Annotated in this window: 20 protein-coding genes; 9 read left to right on the forward strand and 11 right to left on the reverse strand. The window is 68.4% G+C overall.

What is annotated here, in order from left to right:
* Positions 1-171 precede the first annotated feature (171 nt).
* Positions 172-1,209: a PQQ-dependent sugar dehydrogenase gene (locus ACWGE0_RS25145; RefSeq protein ID WP_452263343.1), complete on the forward strand. Its 1,038-nt coding sequence runs from the start codon at positions 172-174 to the stop codon at positions 1,207-1,209.
* A gap of 34 nt (positions 1,210-1,243) precedes the next feature.
* On the opposite strand, the gene ACWGE0_RS25150 is transcribed toward ACWGE0_RS25145, so the two are convergent.
* The 3 genes from ACWGE0_RS25150 to ACWGE0_RS25160 all read right to left on the reverse strand — a co-directional run bounded on the left by ACWGE0_RS25150 (position 1,244) and on the right by ACWGE0_RS25160 (position 4,510).
* The gene (locus ACWGE0_RS25150; RefSeq protein ID WP_452263344.1) at positions 1,244-2,356 is read right to left on the reverse strand and encodes a polysaccharide deacetylase; all 1,113 of its coding nucleotides are present in this window, start codon (positions 2,354-2,356) and stop codon (positions 1,244-1,246) included.
* Positions 2,357-2,462: 106 nt separating this feature from the next.
* The gene (locus tag ACWGE0_RS25155; RefSeq protein ID WP_452263345.1) at positions 2,463-3,167 is read right to left on the reverse strand and encodes a class F sortase; all 705 of its coding nucleotides are present in this window, start codon (positions 3,165-3,167) and stop codon (positions 2,463-2,465) included.
* Positions 3,152-4,510 carry an MSCRAMM family protein gene (locus ACWGE0_RS25160; RefSeq protein ID WP_452263416.1) on the reverse strand — a complete coding sequence of 453 codons (1,359 nt, stop codon included), beginning with the start codon at positions 4,508-4,510 and terminating at the stop codon, positions 3,152-3,154. The genes ACWGE0_RS25155 and ACWGE0_RS25160 overlap by 16 nt, the downstream gene beginning before the upstream one ends.
* A gap of 346 nt (positions 4,511-4,856) precedes the next feature.
* Between ACWGE0_RS25160 and ACWGE0_RS25165 the strand changes: the two genes are divergently transcribed.
* Positions 4,857-5,660, forward strand: coding sequence for a Bax inhibitor-1/YccA family protein (locus ACWGE0_RS25165; RefSeq protein ID WP_452263346.1), 804 nt, complete (start codon positions 4,857-4,859; stop codon positions 5,658-5,660).
* Positions 5,661-5,729: 69 nt separating this feature from the next.
* Positions 5,730-6,140, forward strand: coding sequence for a GNAT family N-acetyltransferase (locus tag ACWGE0_RS25170; RefSeq protein WP_452263347.1), 411 nt, complete (start codon positions 5,730-5,732; stop codon positions 6,138-6,140).
* Between the two features lie 207 nt (positions 6,141-6,347).
* Here the strand turns inward: ACWGE0_RS25170 and ACWGE0_RS25175 are convergent, their stop codons facing one another.
* From ACWGE0_RS25175 to ACWGE0_RS25185, 3 genes are all read right to left on the reverse strand, one after another.
* Complete coding sequence (locus ACWGE0_RS25175) at positions 6,348-6,557, reverse strand: hypothetical protein (RefSeq protein ID WP_452263348.1); 210 nt, start codon at positions 6,555-6,557, stop codon at positions 6,348-6,350.
* Between the two features lie 167 nt (positions 6,558-6,724).
* The gene (locus ACWGE0_RS25180) at positions 6,725-7,945 is read right to left on the reverse strand and encodes an acetyl-CoA C-acetyltransferase (RefSeq protein WP_452263349.1); all 1,221 of its coding nucleotides are present in this window, start codon (positions 7,943-7,945) and stop codon (positions 6,725-6,727) included.
* A 91-nt stretch (positions 7,946-8,036) separates the two neighbouring features.
* On the reverse strand, positions 8,037-8,909 hold the full coding sequence (locus ACWGE0_RS25185; protein WP_452263350.1) for an SGNH/GDSL hydrolase family protein: 873 nt from the start codon (positions 8,907-8,909) through the stop codon (positions 8,037-8,039).
* A 116-nt stretch (positions 8,910-9,025) separates the two neighbouring features.
* Here ACWGE0_RS25185 and ACWGE0_RS25190 point away from each other — a divergent pair, with 116 nt between their 5' ends.
* The 3 genes from ACWGE0_RS25190 to ACWGE0_RS25200 all read left to right on the forward strand — a co-directional run bounded on the left by ACWGE0_RS25190 (position 9,026) and on the right by ACWGE0_RS25200 (position 12,913).
* Complete coding sequence (locus ACWGE0_RS25190) at positions 9,026-10,396, forward strand: cystathionine beta-synthase (protein WP_452263351.1); 1,371 nt, start codon at positions 9,026-9,028, stop codon at positions 10,394-10,396.
* 90 nt (positions 10,397-10,486) lie between these two features.
* The gene (locus ACWGE0_RS25195) at positions 10,487-11,632 is read left to right on the forward strand and encodes an RDD family protein (protein ID WP_452263352.1); all 1,146 of its coding nucleotides are present in this window, start codon (positions 10,487-10,489) and stop codon (positions 11,630-11,632) included.
* Between the two features lie 135 nt (positions 11,633-11,767).
* Complete coding sequence (locus tag ACWGE0_RS25200) at positions 11,768-12,913, forward strand: cystathionine gamma-synthase (RefSeq protein WP_452263353.1); 1,146 nt, start codon at positions 11,768-11,770, stop codon at positions 12,911-12,913.
* Between the two features lie 417 nt (positions 12,914-13,330).
* Here the strand turns inward: ACWGE0_RS25200 and ACWGE0_RS25205 are convergent, their stop codons facing one another.
* Positions 13,331-13,576, reverse strand: coding sequence for a hypothetical protein (locus ACWGE0_RS25205; RefSeq protein WP_452263354.1), 246 nt, complete (start codon positions 13,574-13,576; stop codon positions 13,331-13,333).
* 54 nt (positions 13,577-13,630) lie between these two features.
* Positions 13,631-14,812, reverse strand: a complete 1,182-nt coding sequence (hppD, locus tag ACWGE0_RS25210; protein ID WP_452263355.1) for a 4-hydroxyphenylpyruvate dioxygenase — start codon at positions 14,810-14,812, stop codon at positions 13,631-13,633.
* 113 nt (positions 14,813-14,925) lie between these two features.
* Between hppD and ACWGE0_RS25215 the strand changes: the two genes are divergently transcribed.
* On the forward strand, positions 14,926-15,405 hold the full coding sequence (locus ACWGE0_RS25215; RefSeq protein WP_452263356.1) for an Lrp/AsnC family transcriptional regulator: 480 nt from the start codon (positions 14,926-14,928) through the stop codon (positions 15,403-15,405).
* 43 nt (positions 15,406-15,448) lie between these two features.
* Here the strand turns inward: ACWGE0_RS25215 and greA are convergent, their stop codons facing one another.
* On the reverse strand, positions 15,449-15,943 hold the full coding sequence (greA, locus tag ACWGE0_RS25220; RefSeq protein WP_177320718.1) for a transcription elongation factor GreA: 495 nt from the start codon (positions 15,941-15,943) through the stop codon (positions 15,449-15,451).
* 187 nt (positions 15,944-16,130) lie between these two features.
* On the reverse strand, positions 16,131-16,688 hold the full coding sequence (locus tag ACWGE0_RS25225) for a DUF4307 domain-containing protein (protein WP_452263357.1): 558 nt from the start codon (positions 16,686-16,688) through the stop codon (positions 16,131-16,133).
* On the opposite strand from ACWGE0_RS25225, the gene mca reads away from it, so the two are divergent.
* The gene (mca, locus tag ACWGE0_RS25230) at positions 16,650-17,519 is read left to right on the forward strand and encodes a mycothiol conjugate amidase Mca (RefSeq protein WP_452263358.1); all 870 of its coding nucleotides are present in this window, start codon (positions 16,650-16,652) and stop codon (positions 17,517-17,519) included. The genes ACWGE0_RS25225 and mca overlap by 39 nt on opposite strands.
* Positions 17,520-17,557: 38 nt before the next feature.
* Positions 17,558-17,809 (forward strand): hypothetical protein, encoded by a 252-nt coding sequence (locus ACWGE0_RS25235; protein WP_452263417.1) that lies wholly within the window; start codon positions 17,558-17,560, stop codon positions 17,807-17,809.
* Here the strand turns inward: ACWGE0_RS25235 and ACWGE0_RS25240 are convergent, their stop codons facing one another.
* Complete coding sequence (locus tag ACWGE0_RS25240; RefSeq protein ID WP_452263359.1) at positions 17,810-20,422, reverse strand: hypothetical protein; 2,613 nt, start codon at positions 20,420-20,422, stop codon at positions 17,810-17,812.
* Between the last annotated feature and the right edge of the window lie 54 nt (positions 20,423-20,476).

Here is a 20,476-nt window from a genome sequence, read left to right on the forward strand (position 1 = left end):
GGCTACCTGAGGTAGTTGAGAACGCCCCTCGCTTCACCCGCTCGGAGGCGAGGGGCGTCCCGGAACATCCGATGACCGTTGTGGGTTAATCCGGCGTGTGATTGGGTAAATACGCCCTGCAACACCGCCCGCCGCAGACTAATTCACGAGCGGACCCAAAGGAGAGCACACATGCGTGCTCGTCGTATCGCGGTGGCGGCAGCCTGTACTGCCGTGGCCGCATCCCTCTGCGTGATCCCAGGAGCCTCCGCACAGGACGGCCCCTCCGCGCAGGCCGTGCGCACACTCGCCACGAAGCTGGACATCCCGTGGGACATCGAGTTCGCGCCCGACGGCAGCGGCATCTTCACCGAACGGGACACCCGGAAGATCAAGAAGCTCAAGGGCACAGCCGTGACCGAACTGGACACGGTGGAACAGGCCCAGACGACCGGGGGTGAGGGAGGCCTGCTCGGCCTCGCCCTGTCGAAGAGCTTCGCGACGGACAACACGGTCTTCATCTACTACTCGACGGCGAACGACAACCGCGTCTCCAAGCTCAAGCTCGGTGGGACGCCGGAGCCGATCGTCACCGGAATCCCGAAGAACCGGTACCACAACGGCGGCGGCCTCGAGTTCGGCCCGGACGGCTTCCTGTGGGCGACCACGGGTGACGGGCAGAACAAGCCGAACGCCCAGAACTGGAACTCGTTGGGCGGCAAGGTCCTGCGGTTCGACACGACCGGCAAGCCGGCGGCCGGCAATCCTCGCGCCGGCAGCGTCGTCTACTCGATCGGCCACCGCAACGTCCAGGGCATCGAGTGGATCGGCACCACCGCGTACGCCACCGAGTTCGGCGACGCGCAGACCGACGAACTGAACAAGATCGAGGCCGGCAAGAACTACGGCTGGCCGAACTGCGAAGGCAACTGCAACGTCGCCGGCATGACCAACCCCGTCAAGACCTGGCCCAACAGCCAGGCCGGTCCGACGGGCATCGCGCTGTACAAGGGCGCGCTGTACATCGGTGCGGTGACCGGCAAGCGCGTGTGGAAGATCCCGGTGAGCGGCACCTCGCTCGGCAACCCGCAGTCCGTGTTCACCGGCTACGGCCGGGTGCGCTCGGTCGCCGCGGCGCCGGACGGCACGTTGTGGCTCGGCACGTCCAACCAGGACGCCAACGGTACGCCGGGCTCGACCGACGACCGGATCCTGTCCACGGACGGCTGAGAGTCGTCAGTCGGCAAGCATTAGCCGGCAAGCACTAGTTGCGAGCTGCGGGCATCCGGCGGAGCTGGTCCAGCACCGCCGGATCCTGCAGCTGCATCCACTGGATCACCTCGGTGTAGGTGGCGCACACCGTCTCCGGCTTGTCGCACACGTACTCCATGAACTGCTCCATCGCGGTGGAGAACGCCGACCCGTTCCACTCGTTGAAGTGGTTGCCGACCACGATCGGCGCGCGGTTGCCGTTCAGCGCGGCCTGGTGCACCGACTTGTAGGTGTCGAGCACGATCTGGGCGAAGTCGGCCGCGCGCTGGGGTTCTTCCTTCGCCTTGTTGAGCGAGTACCAGAGGTTGAAGTCCATCATGACGACCTGCTTGCCCAGCCCGGGAACCCGCACCTCGGGCATCGGGAACTCGTAAAGTCCGTTTTGGACGGACGGCCACTGCACGCCCAGCGCGACCTTGCTGGTGTCGTAGACCAGTCCGTGCGCGGCCATCGCCGGGAAAGCCTGATCCCAGTTGCCTTCCAGGCACGGCGTCCGTCCACCCCGGACGGCGTCGGCCGGCAGGTTGAAGCCGGCGGCGCGAGCCTTGTCGACGATCTGCTTGAACTGGTCGAGTTCGGCGTTCCAGGCCGCGGTGTCCCACTTGTCGACCGACGGCTGGCTGCCGCTGGTGCAGAAGTGGCCGTTGTAGTGCGTGCCGATCTCGTGCCCGTCGGCGATCACCTGGTTCAGGTAGCCGATGCGAGCCGAGATGTCCTGCCTGGTGCCACCGAACGAGATGTCCGAGAGACCTCGCTTCAGCCCGGCCGGCGGCTGGTACTGGTTCCCGTCCTGGTCGGCCAGCATGTACACGCCGGACAGCAGGCCGGTGACGTGCGCCTTCTTCGCCTTCGCGATCGGCAGGACCTTGTCCCAGTGCTGCTTGGACACCGCGCCGTCGAAGGAGAACAGCACGAACTGCGGAGGCTTCTCGCCCGGCCCGAGCTTGTGCATCCAGGGCTGCTTCTGCAGCTGCTCGGGGGTGGGCGCGGGCACTGTCGGCGTGGGCCCGACGTCCTTGGGCGCGGGCAACCGCGGCGCCATCGGCAAGGGACCGCTGTCGGCCTGGTTCTCCGGGTCGTTGTGCGACCCCAGGGTCACCACCATCACAAGAACCAGTACGAGTGCCAGGCCCGTGGTCAACCATCCCCACCGTTTCACACTTAAGGAGACGGCTTGTCACCCGAAGGGGTTGCGCGGCGAGAGCAACTGGTCACACAACGGGTTCGGCGATCACCACTCGGTTCGCCTCGTACCCCTGCTGTCCGCCGATCCACGTACCGCCGCAGGTGACCAGCACCAGCCGGTGCGGGCCGCGCGGGCCGAAGAACTCGACGGCGCGGGCCGGCAGTTCTTCCTTGCGCACGGTCTCGATCTGCTTGATGCGGAACTTGAACTCCTTGCCCGCGCTGTCGGCGATGACGACCTCACGGCCGTTCTGCGCCTGCCACAGCTCGGCGAAGGGACCCTTGGCGCCCTTCCAGTCGACGTGCCCGGCGAGCACCGTGGCGCCTTCCGCGCCGGCGAGCTCGGTGCCCCACCAGGTGGCCTCGCCGATGCCGTCGGGCACGGGCAGCACGCCGTCCTTGACCTCGCGGCGGACCAGCGTGGCCGAACCGCCGGAGGGCAGCCGGACCGAACCGGGGCCTGCCTTGGGTGGCGCGGGTTGTTGTGCGGTGGGCTCGGCGGGCGTGGCGTTGTTCGTGTTCGCCCCGCCGATCAGCCCGGTGAGATCGGCGCCGCGGCCGGTGCTGAGGCTGTCAGCGACCGGTCCCGGTCCGACCACGGGGATCTCGTCCGCGACCGCGTGCCCTTTGAGGACCGCGGTCTCGGACGTGGTGACCAGCACGCTGGTGGCGGCGACGCCCGCCACCAGCACGCCGGTCAGAAAAGCTCTGGGACTCACTGCCTGCGCCACACCAGGAAGCCTGCCAGCGCCGCACCGAGCAGCACCAGGCCACCCACCGCGAGCATCAGACCCGGACGCAGCTGCGTGTCGAACGAGGCGGTCGCGATCGGCGTCTGCCCCTCCGTGCCGGCCGGGATCGTGCTGGGCACGACCGGCTTGTTCGGCTTGTTCACGAGTTCGAGCGCGAGCGTCTGCCCGGCCGCGACCGTGCCGCACGCGGCCGGCGGCGCCTTCGGGTCGAAGAACTCCTCGTAACCCTTCGGCGCGGCCACCTCGACCAGGCAGATCTCCTGCGGGGTGCGCAGGTCGGGAACGGCCACCGTGCCGTCGGAACCGGTCTGCAGCACCAGCGGCTTGCCGTCGGTGCCGACCAGCGGCGTGTCGTCCTGCTTGACCGCGGGGCTCGTCTGGTCCTTGGCCGTGACGCGCAGCGCGACGCCCGCGATGGCCTTCTTGGTCTCGGAGTCGATCTTCGTGATCTTCACGATGCCGGGCGCGGTCTTGGCCTGACCGTTGGCGGAGGCGTTCAGCTTCTTCTCGCCGCCGGTCGTGACCATGCGCTGCATGTTTTCCGTCTGGATCGGGAAGTGCACGACCGGCTTGTCGGCGGGTGAGTCCGCGACGGCCGCGATCGACGGCTTCGGACCGGTCGGGATGATCTTGACGACGGCCGGGCTGCCGTCGGCGCCCGTGGTGGCCTGGCCGTTGGTCTTGCCGTCGGCGAGCGTGGCGTCGGTCAGGGTGAAGGCGATCGCGGCGTTCGTGACGCCCTTGCCGTTGGCCTTCACCAGCGACAGCGTCCAGGTGGACTCGGTGCCGATGATCAGCGGTTCCTTCGGGGCGGCGGCGCTGAGCGTCCACGGGCCGCGGTTGGCCTCGGCGTCGGACTTCAGGCGCGCGACCGTCTCCATGACGACCGGTGGCAGCTTCGAGGCGTAGAACGCCGTGTCGTAAGCGAGGTGCGCCGCGTCCTTGGCCTCGAGGTTCACCGCTCCGTCGACGGGGGAGGTCCAGGTGTGCAGCAGGTGCGCGAGTGCGGCGGCCTCGTCCGGCGACTTGGTCGTCGAGTAGCGCAGCAGGAGGTAGGAGATGTTCGCCGCGATGTCCGTGGCGAGCGGCTTGCCCGCCTTGGTGAGCAGCGCGTCGCCTTCCTTGTAACCGACGTTGCTGTCCGGCGCGGGCAGTGCGTACTGCACGCACCACACCTGCTTGTCCTGCCAGATGTATGACCCGTGCCACTCGCTACCCGGTGTGGCGTTGGGCTGGAGCCCTGACGCGTTGTGGCCGATGCCCTTGACGCCGACTGCTGTCGCCGTCGCGGGGACGGTCAGGAGCGCGAGCCCCGAAACCATCGCCACGGCGGCTAGACGTTTCCAGCCCATGGTGAATCGTGATCCCCTCTGACCTGTGGTAATCCCGCGCAAGCCTGTCGGTACCCCACATCGGGGACAAGCCGCCACAAGGGGGCAGTCTGGCGTCACGGAGAGTGTGAACGTGATTGGAATGTGACGGGGCTTACGCAGTTTGAGTCAGACACGCCGCGACACGCCGTTGTCTCATCACGCTCCGGAGTTAGCGGAGTATTTGCGCACGTGTGATCGTTGTCGGGGGTAAAGTCGCCTTTACCGACGGGGAACCTGGCACGCTGCGTGCTCGTTGTACCCGTGACGGCGTAAAGCAACGCCCCAGGAGGACCAGGTGCGCTCCAGCAGCAACCCGGCTTTCCGTAACCTGCCGACCGGCGGCGGTTACGGAGGCTACGCAGGCTTCGGCCAGCCAGACCAAGCTGGCTACCAGCAGGCTCCGCCGCCGCTGACCAGCGAGCGGCCGATGACGATCGACGACGTCGTCACCAAGACCGGCATCACGCTCGGTGTGGTGGCAGCGGGCGCCGTCGCGACCTACGTGACCGGCCTGTACGCCCTGGCGTTCCCCGCCGCGATCGTCGGCCTCGTCCTCGCGCTGATCATCATGTTCAAGCGCGTCCCGAGCCCGCCGCTCGTGATCGCGTACGCCGTCGCCGAGGGCATCTTCCTCGGTGGCATCAGCTACATCATCGGTCGCGCGCTCGACAACGTGGTGGCGGGCAACGGCATCGCGGTGATCGGCCAGGCCGTGATCGGCACGCTCGGCGTGTTCTTCGGCATGCTCGTGGTCTACAAGACCGGCGCGATCCGCGTCACCCCGAAGTTCACCAAGTGGATCACCGGCGCCATCATCGGCGTCGGCGTGCTGATGCTCTTCAACCTGATCCTGAGCTTCTTCAACGGTGGCGGCGGCATCGGCATCCGCTCCGGCGGCACGATCGCCATCATCTTCAGCCTCGTCTGCATCGGCCTGGCGGCGTTCAGCTTCCTGATCGACTTCGACGCGGCGGACCAGGCGATCCGGGCCGGCGTGCCGGCCAAGTACGCGTGGCAGATCGCGTTCGGTCTCACCGTCACCCTGGTGTGGCTGTACACCGAGATCCTGCGCCTGCTGTCGTACTTCAACTCGGACTGACGTCAGGGTTTCTCGGAGGGGCGTTCCGCTGCGGCGGGGCGCCCCTTCGGCGTTTGTAGGCTGCAATGCGTGGATCACGCGTACCGCTTGGAGATGGAACCGCCGGCCGTCGACGACTACCTGCGGCTGCGCAAGGAGTCGGGCCTGAGTGCGCGAACTCGCGAGGAAGCCGAGAACGGCATCAACGGCGCGTGGGCCAGCGCATGCGTCATTCACGTGGAATCGGGCGAAACCGTCGGCATGGGGCGCGTGCTCGGTGACGGCGGCTGGTACTTCCACATCATCGACATGGCGGTGTTGCCGGACCATCAACGCAAAGGCATCGGCGACGCGATCATGACCGCGTTGCTGAAGCGCATCGGCGAAGTGGCGCCGAACGCGTACGTGAACCTGCTGGCCGACCCGCCCGGCCGTCGGCTTTACGAACGGCACGGATTCGTTGAGAGCGCACCGGTCTCGGTCGGCATGAAACGGGCTTAGGCCCGCCAGTGCTTGGACGAGGCGATGCGGGTGATGTGCCGACGCAACTGCTCGCGCGTCACTTGGGTGACGAGGAACAGCGCGCACACGCGGTGCGTGGGCTGAAGGCGCTCAACGCAATGGGAGCGCGCACCGCGGTGTGTATCGCGATCGTGCGAACTAACTCGACCCGCGAACCAAGCCTGCGCGAACCAAGCCCGCGCGGGCTTAGGCCCGCCAGCGCACGTCCGGGATCTCCGTGCCCACCTTGATCAGGCAGGTCGTGCAAAGGGCGCCCGCCTGGGCTCGCGACACCCGTTCATCGGGCACCGAGTGTTCGCAGACGGCCTCGTAAAAGCTGCGCGCATCGTTGGCTTGATCGAGAGAGAAAGCATGACATTGCAGGTCGTATTCGCTTTGCCACCACACATACGGCATGTCCGACCCTCCTTACTCCACGGTAGGGACGGACTTCCCCTCGCCGGATGACGCCGTTGCGCGACGATTCATCTCATCGGCAGAAAGGCGGCAGGCAAGTAGCTCCGTTCGGGTGAAGCGGAGCTACTTGCAAGCGTCAATTTGCAGATCTTGAAGGAAATTCCAGGTCAGCTGAGGCGCTCGATGACCATCGCCATGCCCTGGCCACCGCCGACGCACATGGTCTCGAGACCGAACTGCTTGTCGTGGAACTGCAGGGAATTGATCAAGGTCGTGGTGATGCGCGCGCCGGTCATGCCGAACGGGTGGCCGACGGCAATGGCGCCACCATTCACGTTCAAACGGTCCAATTCGATTCCGAGGTCCTGGTACGACGGAATCACCTGGGCGGCGAACGCCTCGTTGATCTCCACCAGGTCGATGTCGGACACCGACAGGCCGGCCAGGGCCAGTGCGCGCTTCGACGCCTCGACCGGGCCGAGGCCCATGATCTCCGGCGACAGGCCCGAGACGCCGGTCGACACGATCCGGGCGAGCGGCGTGATGCCGAGTTCGCGCGCCTTCGTGTCGGACATGATCACGAGGGCCGCAGCGCCGTCGTTCAACGGGCAGCAGTTGCCGGCGTTGATGCGGCCGTCGGGGCGGAAGACCGGCTTCAGCTGGGAAACGGCCTCGTACGTCACGCCGGCGCGCGGGCCGTCGTCAGAGGAGACGACGGTGCCGTCGGGCAGCGTCACCGGGGTGATCTCGCGGGCCCAGAAGCCGTCGGCGATGGCCTTCTCGGCCAGGTTCTGCGAGCGGACGCCGAACTCGTCCATCTCCTGGCGGGAGACGCCCTTGAGCAGCGCCAGGTTCTCGGCGGTCTGGCCCATCGGGATGTAGACGTCCGGCACGACGTCCAGCGAACGCGGGTCCACCCACTCCGAGGCGCCCGAAGTCGCGGTGGCGACCGTGCGCGCCTCGGCGTCACCGAAGAGCGGGTTGTGCGTGTCCGGCCACGAGTCGGAGCTGCCCTTGGCGAACCGCGACACCATCTCGACGCCGGCCGAGATGAACACGTCGCCCTCGCCCGCCTTGATGGCGTGCAGGGCCATGCGCGTGGTCTGCAAGGAAGAGGCGCAGTACCGCGTGACGGTCGTGCCGGGCAGTGAGTCCTGGCCGAGCAGCACGGACACGACGCGCGCCATGTTGAAGCCCTGCTCGCCGCCGGGCAGGCCGCAGCCGAGCATCAGGTCGTCGATCTGCGCGGGGTCGAGCTGCGGCACCTTGTCCAGCGCCGCCTGCACCATCCGTGCGGCCAGGTCGTCCGGGCGCAGGTCCTTCAGGGAGCCCTTGCCCGCCCGGCCGATGGGGGAGCGGGCGGCGGAGACGATCACGGCCTCAGGCATCACGAAACTCCTCGTTGAGAGTCAAGGTTGCCGTCGAGCCTAGTTAACGCCCGCTCACCCCGGCCAGCGCACGTGACGAGAATTCCGGAACTCACGCGTGCCGTCTTTGCAGCCATCCGGGCACGCGGGACGGCCGCACGGCCAAGGCGGCCGCCGATCGCACCGGCAACGCGGGTGCGATCCAGACCGAGCACAGGCCCGCCACCTGGCACAACGGCGCCAGCAGCACCCCGGCCGCGGCCTCGTAGCCGACCGCGCTGGGGTGAAAGCGGTCCGAGCTGAACATGTCGACGTGCCGTGCCATGAACTCCGGCGCCAGCAGGTTGCCCAACGACACCGGCACGCCGCCGGCCCTCGTCACCTCGGCGGTCTGCGCCGCCGCCAGCCGCACGCTGTACTGGTGCCCGATCATCCGCAACGGCTGGGGGATGGGCCGCACGATCCCGAGGTCGGGGCAGGTCCCGACGACGACACCGCACCCGGCGGCGCGCAGCTTCCGCACCTGCTCGCCCAGCAGCGCAGCGGACTCGCGGACGCCCATCTTCGACGTCACGTCGTTCGCGCCGATGATGATCAACGCCACCTGGGGCTCGTCCAGCACGGCCGCGTCGACCTGTGGCACCAGGTCGCGCGTGGTCGAGCCGCTGATGGCGTAGGTGGACAGGCGCACCGGCCGTTCGGCCTCCTCCGCCAGCGCGCCGGCCAGCAGCACGCCCGGCATCTGCGAGGGATGCGTCACACCGACGCCCACCGCCATCGAGTCGCCGAGCACCGCCAGCCGCAGCGGATCGCTGCCGTCGTCCCGGTAGACGCCGTCCGGCGCGGGCCAGAGGTGCTCCAGCACGCCGATGGCCGTCCGAGCACGTCTGCCCTGCTCGTTCAGCAATCCGACCAGCGCGCCCGAGAGGCCTCCGAGCGTCGCGGCGGTCATCGCCACCGCTCGCAGCGTCCTCAGTCCGATCATCCGCAACACCCCCTTTCCAAGGAAATCGTCGGTACCGCTGTTCGAATTAGCCTCCGCAGCGACTAGAGCTAGGCTTCGTTCCGCTATCTCGAAGAGTGGGAGTGGGGAGTAGTCCGGTGGAGTACGTCGAGCACGTCGTCGATCTGGTCGGCAACACGCCGTTGGTGAAGCTCAACTCCCTGACCACGGGAATCAAGGCCACGGTGCTGGCCAAGGTCGAGTACCTGAACCCCGGCGGCAGCGTGAAGGACCGCATCGCGCTGCGCATGGTGGAGGCCGCGGAGAAGTCTGGCGAGCTTCAGCCAGGCGGCACGATCGTCGAGCCGACCTCCGGCAACACCGGAGTCGGGCTCGCGCTGGTCGCCCAGCGCAAGGGCTACAAGTGCGTGTTCGTGTGCCCCGACAAGGTCAGCGAGGACAAGCGCAACGTCCTCAAGGCCTACGGCGCCGAGGTCGTGGTGTGCCCGACCGCCGTCGCGCCCGAGCACCCGGACTCGTACTACAACGTCTCCGACCGGCTGGTCCGCGAGATCCCCGGTGCCTGGAAGCCGGACCAGTACTCCAACCCGGAGAACCCGGCGAGCCACTACCACCAGACCGGCCCCGAGATCTGGCGCCAGACCGCCGGCAAGATCACGCACTTCGTCGCGGGCGTCGGCACCGGCGGCACGATCTCCGGCACCGGCCGCTACCTCAAGGAGATCTCGGACGGCGCCGTGCAGGTCATCGGCGCTGACCCGGAAGGCTCCGTCTACTCCGGCGGCACCGGTCGCCCGTACCTCGTCGAGGGCGTCGGCGAGGACTTCTGGCCCGAGGCGTACGACAAGACCATCTGCGACCAGATCGTCGAGGTCTCGGACGCGGACTCGTTCGACATCACCCGCCGCCTCGCCCGCGAGGAAGGCCTGCTCGTCGGCGGTTCCTGCGGCATGGCGGCCGCCGCGGCGTTGCGCGTCGCGAAGGACCTGCCGGAAGACGCCGTTGTGGTCGTGATCCTCCCCGACGGTGGCCGCGGCTACCTGTCCAAGGTCTTCAACGACCGCTGGATGGCGTCCTACGGCTTCCTCCCGCCGGACTCGACCGGCGCGACCGTCGGCGACGTGCTGCGCCGCAAGGGCGGCATGCTCCCCGACCTGGTCCACGCGCACCCGAACGAGACCGTCGGTGACGCGGTCGCGATCCTGCGCGAGTTCGGCGTCTCGCAGATGCCGGTCGTCAACGCCGAGCCGCCCATCATGGCCGCCGAGGTCGCCGGCGCGGTCAACGAGCGGGACCTGCTCGACGCGCTGTTCACCGGCAAGGCCCAGCTGTCGGACCGGCTCGACAAGCACATGTCGCCGCCGCTGCCCACGCTCGGCGCGGGTGAGCCCGTCGGAATCGCGATGAACGCGCTGTCGAACGCGGACGCGGCCCTCGTCCTGGAGGACGGAAAGCCTGCCGGAGTCGTAACTCGGCAGGACATTCTGGGGTTCTTGGCTGGTCGCTGAGCGTAGAAGCGGGTGCGTCCGATAGCGTGACGCCCCAGATCATCATCAGTCTTACTCGTACACGGCCCAGCCAAGGGGGTTGGAAACCGGATGAACGCTCCGCAGCCGCCAGGAAACCAGTTCGGCGGTCAGCCGCAGCAGGAGCCCAACGCGGACGCCACGCAGATCGTCCCGGGGGGTGGGCAGCCGTCCGCGGCGAACCCGAACCCGGACGCGACGCAGGTCGTCTCGCCTGGTCAGGCACCCGCCGCACCGCAGCACAACGCGGACGCCACCCAGGTCGTCAGCCCCGGACAGGTGCCGCCGTCGGCAGCCCCCGGTTCGGGCGGCTTCCCGGCGCAGGGACCCGGCTCTGGCGGGTTCCCCGCTCAGCAGCCGCCCCAGTACGGCGCTCAGCAGCAGCAGCAGCCTTACGGCGCCCCGCAGCAGCAGCCCTACGGTGCTCCGCAGTCCAACCCGTACGGCCAGCCGCAGCAGCCGGCCTACGGTCAGCCGCAGCAGCCGTACGGCCAGCCGCAGTCGAACCCGTACGGCCAGCCGCAGCAGCCGGCCTACGGTCAGCCGCAGCAGCAGTACGGCCAGCCCGCTTACGGTGGCGCGCCCGGCATGTACCCGCCGCCTCCCACCGGCTACGCCGAGTGGGGTCCGCGCGCCGTCGCCGGTCTGATCGACTACGTGGCGCCGAGTGTCGTCTTCTACCTGATCGCGTTCATCATCGGCCTGATCGGGTCCTCGACCGGCTCGCCGGACGTCGCCGGGATCTTCGCCCTGGTCGCGCTCCTCGTCATCTACGGCGGCGGGCTCGGCTTCCTGATCTGGAACACCGTCCTGCGCGGCGGTAGCACCGGTCAGTCGCTCGGCAAGAAGGTCGCCAAGATCAAGGTGGTCAAGGAGGACACGCAGCAGCCGCCCGGTGGCGGCGTCGCGTTCCTCCGCGTGCTCCTCAACGGCGCGTTCGGCCTGCTCTGCGGCGTCGGTGCACTGGTCAACTACCTGTCGCCGTTGTGGAACAAGCCGAAGAACGACACGTACTCGGACAAGATCGTCGGTACCGTCGTGATCAACTGGCCGGACACCCCGTCGAACGGCGGCGGTGGCTACGGTCAGCAGCAGCCGGGCTACGGCCAGCCGGGGACCGGCGGGTTCCCGCAGCAGCAGCCGGGTGGCTATCCGCAGCAGGGTGGCTACGGCCAGCCGCCGCAGCAGGGTTACGGACAGCAGCAGCAGGGTTGGTGAACCCTCAGCAGCCGTACCAGCCCCCGGTCACTTCCCAGTGACCGGGGGCTGGCCCGTTTCCGGGGCCTCGTCCTTCCGGTGTTCACTGCTTGGACTCTTGCCGTCGACCGCCAGATGGGTGAGTACAGTTCGGACATGAGCACCCCATACGGCTTCGCCACCAGGGCGATCCACGCCGGTCAGGACCCGGACCCGACCACGGGTGCGGTGAACGTGCCCATCTACGCGACGTCCACGTACGCCCAGGACGGCGTGGGCGGGCTGCGTGAGGGCTTCGAGTACTCGCGCACCGGCAACCCGACCCGCCGCGCGCTGGAGACCTGCCTCGCCTCGCTCGAACGCGGGCGCTACGGCCGTGCGTTCTCCTCCGGCATGGGTGCGACCGACGCGGCGCTGCGCACGTTCCTCAAGCCGGGCGATCACATCGTCATCCCGAACGACGCGTACGGCGGCACGTTCCGGCTGATCGACAAGGTCTTCTCGCAGTGGGGCGTCACCCACTCGCCCGCGCCGGTCTCCGACGTGGACGCGATCCGCGCGGCCATCACGCCCGCGACGAAGCTCGTGTGGATCGAGACGCCGACCAACCCGCTGCTGAACATCGGCGACATCGCCGCCATCGCCTCCGTCGCACACGAGGCGGGCGCCAAGCTCGTCGTCGACAACACCTTCGCCTCGCCCGCCCTGCAGACCCCGCTGGAGCTGGGCGCGGACGTGGTGCTGCACTCGACGACCAAGTACGTCGGCGGCCACTCCGACATCGTGGGCGGCGCCCTCATCACCTCCGACGAGGAGCTCGACGCGGCGTTCGGCTTCCTGCAGAACGGCGCGGGCGCGGTGCCCGGCCCGTTCGACGCCTACCTGACGCTGCGCGGCATCAAGACCCTTGAGCTGCGCATGGAGAAGCACTCCGACAACGCCGAACTGGTCGCCGAGGCCCTGACCCGCCACCCGCGCGTCCGGAAGGTCATCTACCCCGGCCTGGAGTCGCACCCCGGCCACGCCGTCGCGGCCAAGCAGATGCGCCGCTTCGGCGGCATGGTGTCGTTCCTCGTCGAGGGTGGCGAGGCCGCGGCGCTGGAGGTGTGCGCCCGGACCAAGCTGTTCACGCTCGCGGAGTCGCTGGGCGGCGTCGAGTCGCTGATCGAGCACCCCGGGAAGATGACTCACGCCTCGACCGCTGGGTCGATGCTGGAGGTGCCGGCGGACCTGGTGCGCGTGTCGGTGGGCATCGAGTCCGGTGACGACCTGGTGGCCGACCTGATCGAGGCGCTGGGCTGAGGTTGTGACGTGGAGAGGCCCCTTTCCGGTGCGGGGAGGGGCCTTTTCGTGCGCGGGGTGCCCACGCGATCGATCGGGGTACCAGCGTCAGACCGACGTCAGGTTCAGACCGACATCAGTGTCAGACCGGCTGAGTACGTTGGGCCGCGGGGGACCTGAAATCAGAGGAGACGCCTGCGCGAGCGTGCGGTGGTGCGGTTGCGTGCGGGTGGTCGCGTTCCAGCGGGGTGGTCGCGTGCCGTGCGGGTGGTCACCTTGCGAGGGTGGTTGCGTGGGCATTGACGAGGCGTGGGGGTGCACCGCTACCCAGCGCGGCATCACCACGCGGGCTCACCCACCACCCAGGCGCTCGCCCGCCCCCGCGCACGCGAAAGGCCCCTCCCAGCCGGGAGGGGCCTTTCTACGTCTGTCAGCCCGTCAAGGCTTCTTGGAGCCGCCGAACCGATCCACGTCCTCAGCGTCGGCCGTCGGCGCCGCCGGAAGGTCGGCGCCGTTGACACAGCCGCCGACGAACTGGATCGAGTCGCCGGTGCGGACGAAGCGGCCGGCCTCGTCGCAGCCGGCGTGCGCCACGGTCAGGAACGCCGCTCCGGTCAGTGCCGCAGCCGTGGTCACGGCTCCGACCAGCGGAATCACCGCGGCCACGCGTCGTACGAGTGCCATGCCACCTCCCAACGATGTGAGTCCCCCGTAAGGCAGCCTACCGGGGGATCGCCATCAGAGGTTGCCGCGTCGCTCCTGTTCGCGCTCGATCGCCTCGAAAAGGGCCTTGAAGTTGCCCTTGCCGAAGCCCAGCGAGCCGTGGCGCTCGATCAGTTCGTAGAAGACGGTCGGGCGGTCGCCGATCGGCTTGGTGAAGATCTGCAGCAGGTAGCCGTCCTCGTCGCGGTCGACCAGGATGCGGTGTTCCTTCAGCGTTTCGATCGGCACGCGGACCTCGCCGATGCGGGCACGCAGCTCCGGGTCGTCGTAGTAGGAGTCCGGCGTGTCCAGGAACTCCACGCCCGCGTCGCGCATGGCCGTGACGGTCTTGATGATGTCGTTGGTCGCCAGCGCGATGTGCTGCACGCCCGCGCCCTCGTAGAACTCGAGGTACTCGTCGATCTGCGACTTCTTCTTCGCGACCGCCGGCTCGTTCAGCGGGAACTTGACGCGGTGGTTGCCGTTCGAGACGACCTTGGACATCAGCGCCGAGTAGTCGGTGGCGATGTCGTCGCCGATGAACTCCGCCATGTTCACGAAGCCCATGACGCGGTTGTACCACTCGACCCAGTAGTCCATCTTGCCGAGCTCGACGTTGCCGACGCAGTGGTCGACGGCCTGGAACAGGCGCTTCGGCGCACCCTCGGGGCGCTTCACCGAAGACGTCCGGGCCACGTAGCCGGGCAGGTAGGGGCCCTTGTACTTGGAACGGTCCACGAGCGTGTGGCGGGTCTCGCCGTAGGTCGCGATGGCCGCGAGACGCACCGTGCCGTGCTCGTCGGACACGTCGTGCGGCTCTTCCAGCACGGTCGCACCCTGTGCGCGTGCGTGCTTGATGCACTGGTCGACGTCGCCGACCTCCAGCGCCAGGTCGACCACGCCGTCGCCGTGGCGGCGGTGGTGGTCGAGGAGCTCGGAGCCGGGCAGCACGCCGCCGTGGATCACGAAGCGGGCCGAGCCCGACTTCAGCACGAACGACTTGTGCGAGCGCTGACCGGTCTCGGGGCCCGCGTAGGCCACGAGCTCCATGCCGAACGCCACCTGGTAGAGCCACGCGGTCTGCGTGGCGTTGCCCGCGACGAACACCACGGCGTCCATGGAGCGCACGGGGAAGGGGTCCTTGGTTGCGTCGTAGTCGACCAACCCCACGAGCTGCCGGAGCTGGTCGTAGCTCACGTCGTCAAGCTGCTGCGTCATGCCTATCAGCATGGGTCGACCTAGCAGGGTGAGCAACAGTCAGTGATTTCGCTGCGCAGTTTGTATAGTGATCTGTGGCCAACGATCAGCAGAGTGAGCACTCTGACCAGCCCGTGGACGAACTGGACGCGCGACTGCTGTTGCTGCTCACCGACGAACCGCGCCTCGGGGTCCTCGAATGCTCCCGCCGGCTGGGTGTCGCGCGCGGAACCGTGCAGGCCCGGCTCGACAGGCTCACGGACAAAGGCGTGCTCACCGGGTTCCCGCCGGCGCTCGACCTCGGCGCGATGGGCTACGGGCTGACGGCGTTCGCGACGGTCGAGATCGCGCAGGGCCGGCGAGCTGAGGTGTGCGAGGGGCTGGCCGCGATCAGCGAGGTGTGCGAGGTGCACGCGACGACCGGTCAGGGCGATCTCTTCGTGAGAATGGTCGCCAGGTCGAACGCGGACCTGCAGCGCGTGGTCGATCACATCGTGGACGTGCCGCACGTGCGAAGGCTGTCGACGTCCATCGCACTCTCCACGCCCGTGCCCCCACGCGTGCGGCCGCTCCTGGAACGCGTGAAGAAAGCGAAGGGGCGGCCACCGAAGTGACCGCCCCTGTGCCTGTTCAAAGCATGTTTTGAAGCCAGGGACACTACGCCTGGTAGGGAACCGCGGAGATCAGCGTGACCTTCTGCTGCTTGCCGTTCGGCAGCTCGTAGGACACGGTCTCGCCGTCCTTCGCGCCGTTGAGCGCCTTGCCGAGCGGCGACAGCGGGGAGTAGACCTCCATCTCGCCGTGCGCGCCCTCTTCACGGGTCGCCAGCAGGAAGGTCTCGGCCTCGTCGTCGCCTTCGTAGCGGATCGTGAGCACCGTGCCCGGCGCAGCGACACCCTTCGTGGTGGGAGCCTCGCCGACCTTGGCGGCCTGGAGCAGCTCGTGCAGCTGGCGGATGCGCGCCTCCTGCTTGCCCTGCTCCTCGCGAGCCGCGTGGTAGCCACCGTTCTCGCGGAGGTCTCCCTCTTCGCGGCGAGCGTTGATCTCGGCAGCCATGACCGGGCGGTACGCGATAAGTTCGTCCAGCTCAGCCTTGAGCCGGTCGTAGGCCTCCTGGGTCAGCCAGGTCACCTGGGTGTCGCTCACGGTCACCAACTCCTCGTCTTGCTCTGGTGCACACGTGTGCCCCAGATAGTTCCCGGGCCGTGGGCCCGGAACGGAAAAACACGGCCCGCGCCGGGGCCGTGCTTGAGCGGCAATAGTAACACGGAGACAACGTTCAGCGACGGCGATTTGTTCCCCGTCTCGCCGTTTAAACCGCAGATCACCCGCTTGGCCGCTAGCTCGTGGACAAGTAGGCGGGAACCTGGTAGGAGCACCCGAAGACCTCGCCGGTGACCGGCGGCTTCGAGGTGCGGAGAACTGTTGTCTCGACGACGAGGGCATTTCCCGGCGGAACCAGAACTTCTCGTCTGCCCGCTTCGTCCCCGTCCTTGGACCGGGCCCGAATGATGCAGACAGCCGCACGCTCTGGTTGATCTCGGGAAACCTCGAAACTGACCTCTACGCGGTCGTCGCCGAGGAAGTGGAACGCGGTCTGCTTGGCCTCGATCGGCTTTGTGCCGAGATTTCGGTAACCGACGAAGGCGACCAGGGCACCTACTGCCACGGCTACAGCGAGTAACGCCCAGCGTGTCCATCTGGACAGCGGCTTGCGACTCTGTTTGCTGTAGCGCCCCTCAGGAAGCGCGCGCTGTGCCACTTCTCCGCGCCCTCCTCGGACTCTGGGGAACAATGGTGCCCGACGTTCAGTTGATGAGTGTCGCAGGACCGTTGACACAGGAGGACCACGGGGGTCATGGCCGAAAAGCTGCGCCTTATGGCAGTGCACGCACATCCCGACGACGAGTCGAGCAAGGGCGCGGCCTCGATGGCTCGCTACATCGCGGAAGGGCACGACGTGATGGTCGTGACCTGTACCGACGGTGGTGCGGGCAGCATCCTCAACCCGGCGATGGACAGGCCGGACGTGCTCGAGAACATCATCGAGGTCCGCCGGGAGGAAATGGCCCGCGCGGCCAAGATCCTCGGCATCCAGCACCGCTGGCTGGGCTTCAAGGACTCAGGTCTGCCGGAGGGCGACCCGAAGCCGCCGCTGCCCGAGGGCTGCTTCGCCCTCGTGCCGCTGGAGGAGTCGGTGCCGTCGCTGGTCGAAGCGATCAGGGACTTCCGCCCGCACGTCGTGGTGACGTATGACGAAAACGGGGGGTACCCGCACCCGGACCACATCCGCACGCACGAGATCTCGATGGCAGCGCTCGACGCTGCCGCCGACCCGTCGTTCGAGCCCTCGCTGGGCTCGCCGTGGGAGACCCAGAAGGTCTACTACGGGCACGGTTTCTCGCGCGCCAAGCTCCTGGCGTTCCACGAGGCCATGGAAGCCCGCGGCATGGAGTCCCCCTACACCGAATGGCTCGCGAACTGGGACGCCGATCGCCCGGACGTGATGGACCGCGTGACCACGCAGGTCGAGTGCGCGGACTACTTCGACGTCCGCGACGAGGCCCTCAAGGCCCACGCGACCCAGATCGACCCGACCAGCCGCTGGTTCGCGATCCCGATGGACCTGCAGCGCGACGTCTGGCCGACCGAGGAGTACGAACTCGTGCGCTCCCAGGTCGACTCGACGCTGCCGGAGAACGACCTGTTCGCCGGAGTTAAGGTCTAGGGGTGACCCCTTCGCAAGACTTCGACCTCAGCAGCACGGTGGCCTTCGTCGCCGTGCAGCCGTCGAACACGAACAACGACAAGGGCGGCCAGGGTGAGGACTTCGGCAAGTCCTCCCCGGTCGGCCTCGTCCTGCTGATCGTCTTCTTCATCGCGGTGTTCTTCCTGGTCAAGTCGATGAACAAGCACCTCAAGCGCGTGCCGGCGTCGTTCGACGAGCCGGCTGAAGCCGCTGAGAAGCCGGCGGAGACCGAGGCGGCGGTTTCGGCCGAGCCCAAGAAGAAGGACTAGCTACCGCTCGCAGCCGAGGTCCGTCGGCGGGTTCGTTCCGATCAGGCGCCGCCATTCGTCGGAACTGAGGTCGCGGCCCGCGGCGATGCACGCCGACCTGCGCCACTCCTGGACGTCCAGCGGCCATCTGATGGGCCGGCCGGCCGAGGTCGCGGTGATCAGCACGCTTCCGTCCGGGGTGAACGCGGCCCCGGTCGAACGGCGCAGATCGGCGACGATGTCACGCCACGGAGCCGGAACGGTGAACGTCCCGACCGGGCCGCTGTTGCGGTCGCGCAGCTCCGCGGTGCCCGCCTCGTTCAAGTGGAGGGTGAGGCGACCATCGGCTGTCGTGGCCGCCGGAGGATCGTCCTGGGCCGCGGTGCCAGGCGGCGTCCGTTCCGATCCGGTGAGCGCGTCGATCTCACGGCCGGGCCCGTCGTACTCCCTGATCGTCACGGTGGCCCCGTCCAGGCTCACCGCCGCCGAGATCACCGAGCCACGGCCGGGCACCGTGCGTTCGGTGCGGCCGTCGGCGGTGGTGATCACCTCGATGGTGCCCTCGGCGTCCACCGCCACGATCCGCCCGCCGTCCGGTGTGATGCCGACCGCCAGGAAGTGGTCCACGCCGGCCGTCGGCCACCGGTCCAGCAGCACGTGCCGATCCGAGTCCCACACCTCGATGCCGGTGCCGCTCGCGCCGGCGAGGTAGAGCCGGGTGCCGTCCGGACTCCACATCGGCTGAAGCGCCCGAGCCCCGGTGCTCTCTCGTAGCAGCACGACCGGGTTGCTCACGTCCCGCACGGTCGCCGTGATCACCTGGTCCTCGCTCCTGACCACCAGCCTGGTCCCGTCAGGGGAGATCGAGACGGCCGGTGGTCCGCACGCCGAGCAGCGCGGAGCCAGCTCTGGACCGAACGGCGCCGCCCAGCGCGCGGGCTGGGACAGATCCCACAGCGCCAGTCGGTCGCCGGTCGCGGAGACCAGGTGGTCGTCGTCGAGGAACCGCACGGCGCTGATGTCGTCGTTGCCGGTCATGGCCACCGGAAGCCGCAGGCTCGCGTAGTCGTCGTTCTGCGCGACGCGGGTCGCCTTGACGTGCAGGGTGCCGCTGTCGGCTGCCGCCACCCGCCTGCCGTTCCGGCTCACCGCCACGGCGTTCGGACTGCGCACCGGCAGCGAGGCCGTGGCGAACGGCTCGGCGTCGACGTCGTCGGCAGCGGAGGTGCGCCAGACCTCCAGGACGTCGAGGGTCGCCAGGCCGTAGAACTCCCCGTTCGTCGAGCTTCCCGCAGCGAAGCCCGTCATCGGCGCGTGCGGGCGGATGCTGCGGGAGATCAGGCGTCCGGACGGTGCGGACAGCCGTTGCCACTCGCCGGAGCCGGTGGTCGCGATGATCGCCGACTCGTCGGTGAACGCGAGGTCCGTGGCGGAGACGTCGCTGGTGCGCGCCACCTCCTGGCCGGAGGTGCGGTCGAACAGCACGAGCGTCGAGTCCCGGACGGTGCCGGCCCACCTGCCCTCCGGCGACAGGGCGACGAGCGTGGCGGGCCCGGTCACCAGTGGCGGAGTGTCCGCGGCGACGTCCCACACCAGTCCCTGCTCACCGGAGGCCGCTGCCAGCATCGACCCGTCCGCGTTGAGCGCAACGCTGCTGACCGCCCGGCTTCCTGGCGAGAACTCGCGGGGCTTTCCGTCCGGCAGGTGCCACATCAGGACCTTGCCGCCGGCCGTTCCTGCGGCCACTGTCCGGCCGTCTCCGGACGTGGTGATGGCCGTGATCTTCTGATCCGCGTGGAAGTAGCGCACGAGGTGCGGGCTGGACGTCGTCGCCTGGAACAGCGCGGCCCTCGTCTGCGGGTTGTCGTCCATGCGGAACGCCTCGACCGCGAGCAGCTGGGCGACGTCGATCCTGCTGCCGACGTTGGCCAGTGCGGTGGCGGCGACCTGCCTGGCCGTCGCGACCCTGGCCTGGGTACGTGCGTTGTCGCGTTGGGTGAGCGCGATCAGTGCCGCGACCAGGGTTGTCACCGTCAGCACGAGCAGCACGGACATGGCCGCGCGAGCCAGCCTCATCGTCCTGCGGTGCTGGCGCAGGTGTTCGCCGACGAGAAGGTCCTTGTCGACGCCGCGCACCGCGGCCGCGATGTCCGCCACGCAGTCGCGGAACCGCGGGTGGGACTCATCGACCTGAGTGCTGTCCCGCAGCCAGCGGACGTCGACCCAGAGAGGTTCGCCGCGCAGGGCGTCACGCAGTGAGGGAGGCAGCACGTCGGCCTCCGGCCGTCCCTCGGCGTCGTTCCAGCGCAGGTCTCCGTTGGTCAGCACGATGAGCAGCCGGTCGGAGGACCGGTTCGCCAGCCACCACGCGACTTCGCGGTCCACCCACTTCGACGCCGCCGACTCTGGAGAGGCGAGCAGGATGAACCACCGGGACCGGCTGAGTGCTTTCTCGATCGCGTGCCACAACTCCGGGGCAGCCGAAAGCGTCGTGACATCGCGGAACACTCGGAGTGCCCGAACCCTGTACCAGGGTTTGGCGAACCGCTCGATGCCGCTCTGGAGTCCGGGCGCGAGCTGGTTGTCGAGCGCGTGGCTGTACGAGAGGAACGCGTCGAAATCGGAAGAACGCACAGCCGACCCCCGCTGAGTTCTCCCGACCCGTGCCCATGGTCACCTTCGACCTCG

Source organism: Lentzea sp. NPDC054927, from assembly GCF_053610285.1.

Bases quoted from the DNA above. Each gene is read 5' to 3' on its own strand.
- ACWGE0_RS25145 (WP_452263343.1), top strand. From the start codon at position 172: ATGCGTGCTCGTCGTATCGCGGTGGCGGCAGCCTGTACTGCCGTGGCC.
- ACWGE0_RS25150 (WP_452263344.1), bottom strand. From the start codon at position 2,356: ATGGTGGTGACCCTGGGGTCGCACAACGACCCGGAGAACCAGGCCGAC.
- ACWGE0_RS25160 (WP_452263416.1), bottom strand. From the start codon at position 4,510: ATGGTTTCGGGGCTCGCGCTCCTGACCGTCCCCGCGACGGCGACAGCA.
- ACWGE0_RS25175 (WP_452263348.1), bottom strand. From the start codon at position 6,557: ATGCCGTATGTGTGGTGGCAAAGCGAATACGACCTGCAATGTCATGCT.
- ACWGE0_RS25180 (WP_452263349.1), bottom strand. From the start codon at position 7,945: ATGCCTGAGGCCGTGATCGTCTCCGCCGCCCGCTCCCCCATCGGCCGG.
- ACWGE0_RS25185 (WP_452263350.1), bottom strand. From the start codon at position 8,909: ATGATCGGACTGAGGACGCTGCGAGCGGTGGCGATGACCGCCGCGACG.
- ACWGE0_RS25195 (WP_452263352.1), top strand. From the start codon at position 10,487: ATGAACGCTCCGCAGCCGCCAGGAAACCAGTTCGGCGGTCAGCCGCAG.
- ACWGE0_RS25200 (WP_452263353.1), top strand. From the start codon at position 11,768: ATGAGCACCCCATACGGCTTCGCCACCAGGGCGATCCACGCCGGTCAG.
- ACWGE0_RS25205 (WP_452263354.1), bottom strand. From the start codon at position 13,576: ATGGCACTCGTACGACGCGTGGCCGCGGTGATTCCGCTGGTCGGAGCC.
- hppD (WP_452263355.1), bottom strand. From the start codon at position 14,812: ATGACGCAGCAGCTTGACGACGTGAGCTACGACCAGCTCCGGCAGCTC.
- mca (WP_452263358.1), top strand. From the start codon at position 16,650: ATGGCCGAAAAGCTGCGCCTTATGGCAGTGCACGCACATCCCGACGAC.
- ACWGE0_RS25225 (WP_452263357.1), bottom strand. From the start codon at position 16,688: ATGTGCGTGCACTGCCATAAGGCGCAGCTTTTCGGCCATGACCCCCGT.